Annotated in this window: 8 protein-coding genes and 1 pseudogene; 7 read left to right on the top strand and 2 right to left on the bottom strand. The window is 53.3% G+C overall.

What is annotated here, in order from left to right; all coding sequences use genetic code 11:
• Window positions 1–31: 31 nt before the first annotated feature.
• The gene (locus DQG23_RS30575; RefSeq protein WP_113034834.1) at window positions 32–1,708 is read left to right on the top strand and encodes an ABC1 kinase family protein; all 1,677 of its coding nucleotides are present in this window, start codon (window positions 32–34) and stop codon (window positions 1,706–1,708) included.
• 190 nt (window positions 1,709–1,898) lie between these two features.
• On the opposite strand, the gene DQG23_RS30570 is transcribed toward DQG23_RS30575, so the two are convergent.
• A complete protein-coding gene (locus tag DQG23_RS30570) occupies window positions 1,899–3,767 on the bottom strand; it encodes an ADP-ribosylglycohydrolase family protein (RefSeq protein WP_113034833.1) in 1,869 nt (622 codons plus the stop codon).
• 119 nt (window positions 3,768–3,886) lie between these two features.
• On the opposite strand from DQG23_RS30570, the gene DQG23_RS30565 reads away from it, so the two are divergent.
• The 6 genes and pseudogenes from DQG23_RS30565 (at window position 3,887) to DQG23_RS30540 (ending at window position 11,403) form a co-directional block, all read left to right on the top strand.
• Window positions 3,887–4,774 (top strand): helix-turn-helix domain-containing protein, encoded by an 888-nt coding sequence (locus DQG23_RS30565; protein ID WP_113034832.1) that lies wholly within the window; start codon window positions 3,887–3,889, stop codon window positions 4,772–4,774.
• Window positions 4,775–4,924: 150 nt separating this feature from the next.
• Window positions 4,925–5,590, top strand: coding sequence for a hypothetical protein (locus tag DQG23_RS42650; protein WP_192894656.1), 666 nt, complete (start codon window positions 4,925–4,927; stop codon window positions 5,588–5,590).
• 819 nt (window positions 5,591–6,409) lie between these two features.
• Window positions 6,410–7,536 (top strand): annotated as a pseudogene (locus tag DQG23_RS30555) (RNA-guided endonuclease TnpB family protein).
• Between the two features lie 158 nt (window positions 7,537–7,694).
• A complete protein-coding gene (locus DQG23_RS30550) occupies window positions 7,695–9,305 on the top strand; it encodes a helix-turn-helix domain-containing protein (RefSeq protein ID WP_113034831.1) in 1,611 nt (536 codons plus the stop codon).
• 96 nt (window positions 9,306–9,401) lie between these two features.
• Window positions 9,402–10,349, top strand: a complete 948-nt coding sequence (locus tag DQG23_RS30545) for an ABC transporter substrate-binding protein (RefSeq protein ID WP_158560778.1) — start codon at window positions 9,402–9,404, stop codon at window positions 10,347–10,349.
• Window position 10,350: 1 nt separating this feature from the next.
• Complete coding sequence (locus tag DQG23_RS30540; RefSeq protein ID WP_113034829.1) at window positions 10,351–11,403, top strand: NAD(P)/FAD-dependent oxidoreductase; 1,053 nt, start codon at window positions 10,351–10,353, stop codon at window positions 11,401–11,403.
• Window positions 11,404–11,473: 70 nt separating this feature from the next.
• Here the strand turns inward: DQG23_RS30540 and msrA are convergent, their stop codons facing one another.
• On the bottom strand, window positions 11,474–12,424 hold the full coding sequence (msrA, locus tag DQG23_RS30535; RefSeq protein WP_113034828.1) for a peptide-methionine (S)-S-oxide reductase MsrA: 951 nt from the start codon (window positions 12,422–12,424) through the stop codon (window positions 11,474–11,476).
• Window positions 12,425–12,502: the final 78 nt, after the last annotated feature.

The following is a 12,502-nucleotide window of genomic DNA, read 5'->3' as shown; positions in this document are numbered from 1 at the left end:
GCCGAATCCCTTGACGAGGAGGAAAAAGCATATGCTGCGTGTCGGCCAAAAGCTTCGGCATCTGAAAAGATACAGGGAAATCGCCGTTGCCTTTGTCCGCAACGGCTTCGGCTATGTAGCCAGAGAACTCGGCTTTCAGGACAGCTTTCCTTTTATGAGGGTCGGCCATCATGCGGACCGGCACCATCAATCGCTCGGCGAGCGGATTCGGCTGCTCCTGGAGGAGCTGGGTCCCACGTTCGTCAAGCTGGGCCAAATCGCCAGCACGAGACCGGATCTCATCCCCGCCGACATCGTAGCGGAATTGGCGCGGCTGCAAGACAGCGTTCCTGCGTTTTCTTACGGGGAGGCTGAGGATATCATCGAAGCGGAGCTCGGCGGAACGATCGGCGAGCTGTTTGCCGAATTCGGCACAAAACCGTTGGCTTCGGCCTCCATCGGCCAAGTTTACCGCGCCGTCCTGCACTCGGGCGATATCGTAGCGGTCAAAGTGCAGCGTCCCCGCATCGAGAAGCTCATAGAAACCGATCTCGATATTTTGGCCGAGCTGTCGCGATTGATGGAGAGCCGGATGGGGTGGGCGCGCCAATACCGGCTTCGGGACGTCATCGACGAGATTGCCAGAGCGCTCAAAGAAGAGCTGAACTACGGCGCCGAAGCGCGGAATGCGGAAAAATTCGCCGAGCAGTGCAGGCAGCTCGATCATATCCGGATCCCGCAGGTTTATTGGCATTATTCGACCAGCCGCGTCCTGACGATGGAGTTTGTCGAAGGCATCAAATGCTCCGACCGCGAAAAGCTGGAGGAAGCCGGTCATGATTTGAAGCAAATCGCCGAGCGGTTTGCCCACGCCATTTTTCATCAAATATTGGCTGCGGGCTTCTTTCACGGCGATCCCCATCCAGGCAACGTGCTCGTGCAGCCTGACGGAAGACTGATTCTTCTCGACTTCGGCATGGTCGGACGGCTGTCGCCGGATATGAAAATGCATGTCGCGTCACTCGTCATCGCGCTCCGGAATCAAAGCACGAACGGAATCATCCGCGCAGTGTTCAACATGGGGCTTATTCCAGAGCAAATCGATATGCGCGCACTGCGGAAAGACGTGGACAAGGTCCGGGAAAAATATTATAAAGTCCCTCTCAGCCAAGTGAGCTTGGGCGAGGCCGTTAACGATCTGTTTGCGCTGGCGTTCCGCCACAAGATCCGCATCCCCGCGGAATTGACGCTGCTGGGCAAAGCTCTTCTGACGATGGAAGGCGTAGTGACCGCGCTCGATTCGTCGTTCAGCGTGTTCGCCGTAGCGGAGCCTTTCGGCCGGCGGCTGCTGTTCAAACGATTGGACCCGCGGGAAGCGGCAAGGAAATGGCTCCACAGCCTCCCCGATTATTTGGACATCGTATCGGACATTCCTATGCGGTTTAACGAATTGATGGCGTTTTTCCGCAAGGGGAAAATCGGACTGGAAATAACGGCCCCGGATATGGACGCGATATTGAAAAAAATGGACCGCATCAGCAACCGCCTGTCCTTCAGCATTATTTTGCTGGCGTTCAGCATCATCATGGTCGGGCTCATGATCGGCTCGTCATTGGGAAACGAAAACAACGAGCTGTGGAGAAACCCTGTAATCGAGATCGGCTTCGGCATCGCATCGGTTCTGTTCTTATGGATGTTCTACGCCATTTTCCGATCCGGGCGGTTTTAGCGGGCGCTTCTCGGGGGCGGATATCCGGACGGTTCGTATACCTCACGAAATTGTTGGATAAAAGGACCTCAGCCTCCGCTATGAAGCGGAAGTCGAGGTCCTTCGTCTGTAAATAGGGATCTTCCTATGTCATGCGATCGCTTTGGGACGGCTGCTTCGGTGTTCGTATGAAATTCGGCTGCCGATTCCCCTACGAGCCGAATATAACGTCCGTGTAAAAATAGAACGGCCCCGGCTGCTCCGTTTCCCGCTGGGAAACAGGCAGGACGAATACCTGCAAGGAATCGGCGTCGCCGTACGCCTCCACCTCGATTTTATGCGTCCCTGCGGTTAGCCTCAACTCCGTCAGCTGTTGGCCTGGAGCACGGTGGTAAGCCGGCATGAATTCCAGCGTTTCTTTGCAATCGACGACGGTTTCGCCGTTCAGCTTCATCGAAACCGGTCCGTTCGCCGCCGCGATCAGCCGGATGTTCCGATCGGACGGCAGGAACATCGACGTCTCGGCACGGTATGTCCCCGTCCCGGCGTTTCCAAGCGCCTTCCCCCAATCCAGCCGGTTGCCCGGGAAATCGACCGGAACGCCTTCGCCGCCGGCAGGACCCCGAACCGTCCAACGCGACGCGCCGATGAGCGTGAACGGCACCTTCTCCACCGACCAGACCGAGCCGTCGTGAAGCCGCGTCCAGCTTATCGCCAGCTCGTGATACGAAGCCGGTGCCGCGGAGGCTTGAACTTCCGCCTCCCATTCCGTCGAATCGCCCGGCTGCAGGCTAACCCGAAGCGGCGAAGAGCTTTCCCAGCCCTCCGGCAATTCGAGCGCCAAAGCGCCCATAAGCGGTACCGTCGAACGGTTCGTCAGCTTAACCGAAAGCAGCTTCTTCCCGCCGGCTCCGATTGCAGGGCCTTCTGCTCCATACTCGATCACCAGCTCTAGATCGGCGTCGCGCATCGTTCCTTGCGGCAGTAAATACAGGTTTGCGGTCGCCGTCCGGTCCCAAAGCTCCCGTACGGCATGCTCTTGCGCCCCGCGATCGCTCCAAGCCGTCGGCCGGTCGGCAAGCACGACGATGTCCGTATCCCACGCGGCCAGTATTTGCTTGCCCATGCGGATGGTTCGGCGCGTCAGCTCGTCGAGGTTTTTCGGCGCCGGGAAGCCCTTGATCGGCGGGCTGACCACGACTCTGTCGCCAACCGGCTTCACCCATTTATCCGGCAGCCCCTCCGGTCCGAGGATCATGCCGAGAATGGCCGCCAGCGTAGCCGCCGTGCAGTCCGTATCGTAGCCGCAGTTAACGGCCTTTAATATCGCGTCCTCGAAATTTTCGCCGTACAGCCAGCCGAGAATCGTGAACGCGATATTTTGCGGCGCGTCGGTGAAATTGTCGCTGCCGTGATGCTCCAGAATGAGCTCGCGCGCTTCCGTCCAGCTTTGGCCCTCTTGATGCCAGCGGATCAAGTCACGCAGCGCTTTGGCAGTGCGGCAGTCGGCCGGGATATAACACATGCCGATTTCGATCAGACGATCGCGGTCGGTTTCGAAGAACACCGCGCTCTCGATCGCGGCAAAAAACATTTCGCCGTAAACGCCTTCCCCGCCCGCATGATCGACGATGGCGTCCTGATAGGCGTAATAGGCCGCGCGCTCGGGCGCTCCGGGGGCCGTCATCGCCCATATCTCGGAACGGATCGGCGAGCCCATGCAGTCCGCGAACGGATTATTAAACGAGCCCGCTACCGGCGGAATAAGTCCTCTGCGGAGGTTGGAAAGCGCATATCCGTATTCGTCGAACGGAAAAAAAACATGCTCCATCCACTCCTTGCCGAGCTCGCGAGCAGTCAGTCCAGGCCCGTACTGCTCCAGCGCATGCAGCCAAACGAGCTGCAAATCCAAGTCGTCGTTCTCCAGAGGACCGTCCGGCAGCTCCGGATAGAAGGTCAAATCGAGCAGCTCCTTCTTCCCCTCGACCGGCGCGCCGAGCGTTCCCCCTATATTTTTGCCGAGCCATCCCCCATACACGATCCGGTAATAATCTTGTTCGTTTAATATGCTCATGCCCATGCGGAAGCCTCCATCGTTTGTGATATAATCAACCTGACTCGATTATAGGGACGGCTTACGGCGCAGCGCCATGAACGAAAATTCGTTTTTTTAAGAAAAAACATTGGGGGCAGTCATCCATGTACTATTCGTTGTCGCGCTTATCCGTACTGGACGTAAAGTGGGCCGATCTGTTCGACGCGAATCAGGAAGGCTTTGCGAACGATCATTACAATCCGTACTATGAATTGATCCTGGTAGCCGAAGGCACCGTACATCTGCAGGCGGGGGACTCTCGAATGACCCTGCAAACCGGCGAATCCGTGCTGCTGAAGCCTTGGGAGACGCATTCCGGCTGGGGGACCGACGGCCGCGAGGGGAAGTTTTATTGGGTGCAGTTTTCGTGCGAGCCGGGGCTGGACGAATTTGCGCTTAGCCGGGCAGCAGAGCTAAATATCGTCCATGCAGAGCGTACCGAGCTGCGGACCGTCGACATCCGACATGAGGATCAGCTGATCGTCCCCCGGCTCTTTCGCATCCAACAGCGGTACAAGCTGCTCGGTTTGTTCGAAAACCTCGTGGAAACGATGAACCGGCCCGAAGGGTATTTCCGTTTTCACGCTACGCTCCTGCTGGCGGAAATGCTGCGGCTCATTGCCGACGATTTTCTCGAGCGCAGCCATCTCGACACCGCGTTTCCGATTTCATACATCACGTTCCGCAACCTCGTCAACGATTTGAACAACTCCTATTTAACCGATATTTCCAAAGAAACGCTGGAGCGCGCGGCGAACCGGAAATACGAGTATTTATGCCAAGTTTTCAAAAGGTACGCCGGGACGTCGATCTCCCATTACATCCAGCAGCTTCGAATCCAACGCGCCAAGCACCTGCTGCATAATACGGCCAAAAGTGTCCAAGAAATCGCCAAAGACGTCGGATATGCGGATCCTTTTTATTTCAGCCGCATTTTCAAGAAGATCGAAGGCGTGTCCCCGCAGCGGTTCCGGGAAGAGAGACCGACCTGAAGCCTCGGGGGCATCAGGTTTGGCGCCAGGTGAGGGGCTCAAGTTTATGCAAATTCTAACCAAAATTTAAGTTCCCTTTAATATTCACTCCCTACAATGAGAACCGAGTCCAAAAGCGACGGTCATCATTCCAAGAGGAGTCGATAAAATATGAATACCAAGCAAATCATAGGCACCGGGGCCCTGCTCGCCTTGCTCTTGACAGGCTGCGGCGCAAAGCCGGCGGAAGAAAGCCCTGCGCAGGCTAGCTCCAGTCCGGACGCGAATGCAAGCCAAGGACAGCGGCAGGGCGGTGAACGCCCGGCGATGAACCAGGGCATGATGCAGATGAACCTTTCGTTCCAAACGCTTATTGCAATGGACAAGACGGAAGGGCTCGCAATCGCCAAGGATCAGGCGGAGCAGCTGCTGCCGATCGTGCAGGAAAGCATAACGAACAATGAGCTGTCCGCTGACAACAAGGCCAAACTTACCGAGAAGCTGACGGCCGAGCAGAAAAAGTACCTGGAGGATAGCGAAGCCCAGATGCAGGAACGGCTCAGCCAGGGCAGACAAGGCGGACCAAACGGGCAAGGCGCTCCGGGCGGGCAGGACGGGCAAGGCGCTCCCCGCGGACAAGGCGGCGGGCGTATGCAAGGTGCGCCTGGCGAGGGACCGGGCGGGCAAGGCGGACAAAACCCGCAAGGCGCTCCAGGCGACGGACAGGGCCAGCAGGGTGCCCCGGGCGGCGGACAAGGCGGACGCGGAGGGTTCGGTGGGTTCGGCGGCGGCATGAATGCCGGACAACAGTTGGTCGAGCTGCTTCAGTCCAAGTAACACCTATCCATACGCGCTTAAAAATCGGAGGCATCGGCCTCCGATTTTTTTGCACACCCCATTCAGCTGTATATGAAAAATCATATTCATTCTGCTCCATTCGTAGCATTCTTGGCGAACGTATGCGAAAAACCGAGTATAATTAGCTCCTGACCAAGGTTTTCGAGCAATATATATGAAATATCACATACATTTGTTCCCGCTGCAGGTTCTTGGCGAACGTGAATGAATAATCATTCACATTTGCTTCATCAATAGGGTTTTCGGCGAACGTATGCGAAAAGGCACAACCATCTCGCTCCAACTACTGGAAAATAACAGTTCCTTCTCCCAATTGTCAGGTTAGCCGTTCCCGCAGTTCGATTTCGCCCAATTGGAGCAGAGACATCGCCCTCGTATGCCTCTCCAGTCCGATACCCGCTTACAGAGACGTTTTTACAATCTGCGAGCGAAATTCCCCCTTCCAAGCCGACAAAACCGGACTCCAGCTCAAGACTATGCTCTCCTTCTCCCTCCAGGCGGGCAAAATCGGACTTCAGGCAAAAAAGGGCGCCAGCAAGCTCCACTAATCTGCATATGGTTTTTACCCTTGGAAATAAGGTCAGGCGAAGGTTTCCCCCTATTTTTCACTAGTACATCCGTACAGGGTTAGACAAACTTTTAACTTAAGAGCCGAGAAGTCCCCGACCTCTACTACCATACTCACGTAGTGAGCGTGTAGGTGGGGGATGAATCGGTGCATTTCGTTATGTGGTTTGCCAAAAAATAGGAACGTACATTCCCTTATTTGTGGTATAATCTGCTTATGGGGGTGAGGGGATGAATAAGGCTTATCGGCTCCGCATCTATCCTACATCTGAGCAAGAATCGATGATTCGTCAAACATTTGGCTGCGTCCGGTTTCTCTACAATCAGATGCTGGCGGAACGTAAGGACAAGTCCGGATGCGATCAAGCGGATGCCGAACGACCGAATCGGCAAAAGTACCGGACACCGGCAGCATTCAAGACGGCGTTCCCCTGGCTTCGCGAAGTAGACAGCCTTGCCTTATGCAATGCGGAGTTGAACCTAAAGTCGGCCTTCCACCGTTTCTTTCGAGACAAGCGTAACGGGTATCCGAAGTTCAAGAGCCGGAAAAATCCGGTGCAGAGCTACACGACGAACAATCAGAAGGGCACCATACGTATCACGGCCGATCGCAAGCATGTCCGCATCCCGAAGCTCGGCGAGATCCGGATCAAGCTCCATCGCCAAATTCCGAATGGCCATACGATCAAATCGGCCACGATCAGCCGCAGTTCTAGCGGAAGCTATCACATCGCCATCCTGACCCATTACGAGATCGATGTAAAACCGATCGTCCCCCAGCCTGACAAGGTTTTGGGATTAGACTATAGCTCGAAGGGGTCTACATCGACCACACGAATGCAGCCGCAAATTATCCGAAGTACTTCCGCAAAATGGAGACTCGGCTGAAGAACGAACAGCGGGTGCTCTCCCGAAGAAAAAAGGGCGGCTCCAACTGGCATAAACAAAAGCTGCGGGTCGCCCGTCTCCATGAGAAAGTATCCAATCAGCGGAAAGATTTCCTGCACAAATTGAGCAGGCAGCTAGCCGAAGCCTGGGAGGCTGTCGTGGTGGAAGACCTGAATATGAAAGCCATGTCGCAAGCGTTATCTCTCGGAAAAGCAACGATGGATAACGGGAATGGGCTGTTCAGGACGTTCCTGGGCTACAAACTGGCCGAGCGAGGAAAGCGTCTTGTTCGGATCGACAAATGGTTTCCATCCAGCAAACGGTGCGGATCATGCGGCAAGATCAACAAGACATTGACGCTGAAGGAACGTGTCTGGGTATGTGAGGGCTGCGGCAGTATCCATCAAAGGGATGAGAATGCAGCCGGAAACATACGAGTCGAAGGGTTGAGCCTGTTAGGACTAGCATAGAGTAAGAGAGAACCGCCGGGCTGGCGGGGATAGCCCAGTAAGGATAACTGCGATAGCAGGTAGGTCCTGGGAAGCCCCCACTTCTATAAGTGGTGGGAGCATGTCACCCGATGGTGTACCATCATGGTATATCCTTCTCAAAATGACGGGGTGAAACTATGACACAATCTCCTGCATATTGGCTGGCTCAGTGGAAAGAAAGCCATCACTTGACAGAGTGGCTTTCACAAAATAGTAAACAGCCTTTAGTTTACAATGCGATCATTGTCGTCACGGACGGGCAAGCATTATGGCATATTAATGGGCATAAGCAGCGGATCGGCGCAGGCAGTCTGCTCGCAGTTGAAAAAAACTCCGCGATCCGCATCGAAAACCAGGGAACGTTGGATTTTGCCGGCTGCTTGATTTACTTCGATACTTACGATACAAATGATCATTCCCCCTTCGACTGGCAGGCCAAAAACCCCAAAGGCTATCAGACCTTGCAAGTGGCCGATGCCGCTATGGCAGCACTGAGACTTTCTTTGCATGAATCCGTCAAACAGCTGTCGCAAAGCGAAATCATCCGGCAGCAAGCGATCGTTTACGATTTGTTGCGATTATTTTATCAAACCGATGATACCGCATCGCTGCTGCCGGCCCAACGCCTGCAGAAATCCGTTTTATTTATTCAAGAGCATTACAATGAAAACATTACAAGAGAACAACTGGCCGCGATTGCCGGTATCAGTAAATGGCATTATAGCCGGAAATTCACGGAGCTTTACGGTAAATCGCCTTCCGATTTTTTAACGGATTATCGTATTTTTCGCGCGCAAGAAGCCTTGCTGACCACTTCGGCGCTTTCTCAAGATATTTCAAGACAGGTAGGATTTGAAGATGCGCACTATTTCAGCCGCCGCTTTAAGGCCGTCGTAGGCGTCTCGCCCAAACATTATGCCGCAACGCTGCACCGGCGAAACCTATGCTTTACCTCCGCTTCGCACGCTGAAATCGCGATTGCGTTAGGGATTCGTCCGGATAGCGTCGTTGTCGCTTCCAGCATCATGCCGGCCTATCAGCATGAGCTTTTCAAATCCGAACAGATTGCCCTATTGGCTATGCCGCAATATGTTTTGAACGTTGAAGATATCCGGCGGCGGTCGCCTCATTTGATCATTGGCGAAAATTTGTCGGAACCGTCCAAACAAGGCTTACGGGCAATCGCGCCTGTGCTCACGGGATTGCCTCATGATCTTTACGCGCTGATCCGTTATTTGGGCAAGCTCCTTCAACGCGGCTCGGAAGCCGCTCATTTAATCCATACGCTGCAAAATAAAACCGAGCATGTTAAAAATCATATTCATCCACGTCTGCCTGAACATGCGACGGCTCTCTATTTACGCGTCGAGTCGTTCGGTTATCGCTATTTGGGCGAGCTGTCAAGCAGCGTTTCGAAATTGCTGTATCAGGAGCTTGGATTTGCAATGCCTCCTCAGCTTCAAGGGGATAAACGGGGCTTCCATTCCTGCACGCTCGATCAGTTGTTGGCCGTTAACCCCGCATTTTTGTTTGTCGAACAACGAACGATGGAGTACTTCAGCTCCGACGACAGTATGAAAAAATTAAAAGACAGCACGCAATGGCATGCACTGGACGCCGTTAAAAATCAACGTGTTTGCTATGTGGACACGGGCCTTTGGATTAATAATTGCAGCGCTTTCGGCAAGCCGATTATTTTAGATAAAATCGAACAATTTATTGCGAGTACGCAACAAGCAGCACAATAATCCCCCTTTATGCGCACGATATTCTATGGAACATCGTTCTTTTATCTGCTAGCATCTGATAGTGATAATCATTATCAAAGAAAAGGGGATAAAAGAATGCCTAGATTACTGAAACACCTAGTGCCTTTGTTCGTTTTTACGCTTTTATTAAGCGCCTGCTCCGGAACCTCCGCAAAGGAAGAAGCAAAAACGAAAACGGTTCGCGATGCATACGGCGAAGTGACGATTCCGCTAAAGCCCCAAAATATGCTTGTAACCAATACGAGTGTGGCGGAAAGCATGCTTGAGCTCGGGATTATTCCGCAAAAAGTGCTCATCGTAAAAGAAATTGAGCCCGAATACCGTTTCAAGATGTTTGAAAAGCATAAGGTGGAAATGATTGAGGTCCAGCAATATGAAGAAAATCTTGAACGCATCCTTGCTTTGGCGCCTGATTTAATCGTGGGACCGCAGGGCTCTACCGATGCCAAACGATATGAGGCATTAACGAAAATCGCCCCTACTGTGGCCATTGATATAGGCAGTTCTTTGGCTGCGGCGTTACCGGCCATAGGGAAAATGTTCGGCAAGGAAGCGGAGGCTGAAAAAAGCTTAGCCAAATTCAACGAAAAAATTGCGGAGGCTAAACAAAAACTGCAAAAAGCGGTCGGCGAGCAAACGGTTCTTGTTCTACGCGTAGAACCGAAACAGTACCGCGCGCTTGGCGCCAAAGACCTCGGTCCCGGGAATGATATTATGTATCATATGCTTGGCCTGAAAATCCCGGAAAAATTGGCCGATGCAAAAGATTGGTTTACGCCGGTCTCGTTAGAAACGTTACCTGAAATTAAAGCGGACCATATTTTTGTCGAAAAGCGTGTTCTGCAAAACTACAGCAGCGAACAATCGATGAAGGATCTGGAAAACAGCCCGTTATGGAAATCGATGGAAGCCGTTAAAGCGGGACGCGTGTATCCGCTGGAAACCAAAGATTATATTCAAGGAGAAGGACCAGTCGGCTCCGCTTTATTTATTGATTATCTCGTAGAAAAGCTGGTGCCTTAATATGAATACGGAAACCATGGACTTGTATGACGTAACGATTATCGGCGGCGGCCCTGCCGGCATGTATTCCGCTTTTTATAGCGGCATGCGGGAGATGAAGACGAAAATTATCGAGGTCAAACAGGAGCTCGGAGGCTTTATGCGCACCTATCCCGAAAAATTGGTTTGGGATGTCGGAGGCATCGGGCCCGTACGGTGCGAAGAAATTATTGAGGCATTAATGAAGCAAGCCAAAACATTCGACCCTACGATCGTTTTCGGACAAGAGGTCGTCGGCATGGAAAAACGCGATGACGGCATTTTCATCCTGACCTCCAAAACCGGCGAACGCCACTATTCGCGAACGGTCATTTTAGCCGCAGGCCGCGGTATTACGCACATTCAAAAGCTGCTAGTCGAAGGCGCAGACCGCTACGAGCTTACGAATCTGCATTATACCGTGACAAATTTAAACAGATTCAAGGATAAACGCGTCCTCATTTCGGGCGGTGGGGATTCGGCGGTGGAATGGGCAATCGAAATGGCGCCGATTGCCAAAGAAGTCGTCGTGGTGCATCGCCGGGAAGATTTTAGCGCATTCGAATCCTCCGTAAAACGCATGAAGCAAATGACCAAAGCTTTCGTGCCTTATGTCGTCTCGCGTTTGCACGGGAATCAAAATAAAATTGAGCGGGTTTCCATCCAACATGTCGAAACGGGCGGCATTATCGAGCATGACGTTGACGAAGTATTGGTTAATCACGGCTTTGAACGCGTCTTTTACGGCCCGATTATGAAATGGGGCTTAGATACGGAAGAATACGGCGTTTCCGTGTCCCCCAAAATGTGCACGAGTTTGCCGGGTATTTTCGGCGCCGGCGATTGCATAACGAATGAAGGCAAGATTCGTCTGATCGCAGGAGCGTTTAACGATGCCGTATTAGCGGTAAACAGCGCTAAACTTTATTTAGACCCTAATGACACGGAGATGGGCGGTGTCTCTTCCCACAATGACCGTTTCGCAGAAAAAAACGAGCAGTTGATGAAGCGCAAAAGCAAGCCGGAAACGGTTTGACTTTGCGGCTCACGCAAAAGCCGCTTGCTCTTCTCAAGGAAGCAAGCGGCTTTCTCTTTTCGTATCGCTCCTAAAACAAAGACAAGTACTTGCCGTACCCTTCCTTCTCCAGCTCTTCCTTCGGGATGAAGCGCAGCGCCGCGGAGTTGATGCAATACCGCAGCCCGGTTGGCCCGGGACCGTCATGGAAGACATGCCCCAAGTGGGAGTCGGCGTCTTTGCTTCGCACCTCGGTACGAACCATCCCATGGGTCAGATCGACCTCCTCCGTCACGGCCTCATCGGCCACAGGCTTCGTGAAGCTCGGCCAGCCGCAGCCCGAATCGAATTTGTCCCGCGAGGTGAACAGCGGCTCGCCCGAAACGATATCGACGTACAGCCCTTCACCGTGATGATCCCAGAACTCATTGCGGAACGGCGGCTCCGTCGCGCTGTTCTGCGTAACCTCGTACTGGAGCGCCGTAAGCCTTTGGCGGAGCGCCGTTTGATCCTTCTCCAAACTCCACGTCTTCTTCAAAAAAGCGTCCCGTCCCGAGCCCTTCCGGTACATTTTGTAACGGATCGGGTTTTTCTTATGGTAATCCTGATGGTATTCCTCGGCCGCATAAAAAGGCCCCGCCGTTTCGATAGCCGTTACGATCGGGCGATCGAACCGCCCGCTTGCGCCAAGCTCGCGTTTGGAAGCCTCAGCCGCCTCGCGCTGCTCCTCGCTATGAACGAAAATCGCCGGACGGTACGACGAGCCCCTGTCATGAAACTGGCCGCCCGCATCCGTCGGATCGATTTGCTGCCAAAAAACGTTCAACAGCTTCTCATACGTTATTTTCGCAGGATCGAACGTTATTTGAACGGCCTCCGTATGACCGGTCTCATCGGTGCAAACCTGCTCGTAAGTAGGATTCGGCACATGCCCGCCCGTATAGCCGGAAACGACCTTCACGATCCCCGGCCATTCCTCGAAAGGAGTAACCATACACCAAAAGCATCCGCCCGCAAAAGTAGCCAGCTGATTTTCGCTCATTCGAATCTCCTCGCTTTGCACGTTAATTTTATTCGTTGTTCCGTGAATCTCATCTGGCGACGCGTTGTGCCTCCTTTA

The organism is Paenibacillus contaminans (assembly GCF_003285015.1).
GTDB lineage: Bacteria > Bacillota > Bacilli > Paenibacillales > NBRC-103111 > Paenibacillus_V > Paenibacillus_V contaminans.
The sequence above is the reverse complement of the archived record's forward strand: the minus strand, read 5'-3'. Positions and strand labels throughout refer to the sequence as shown.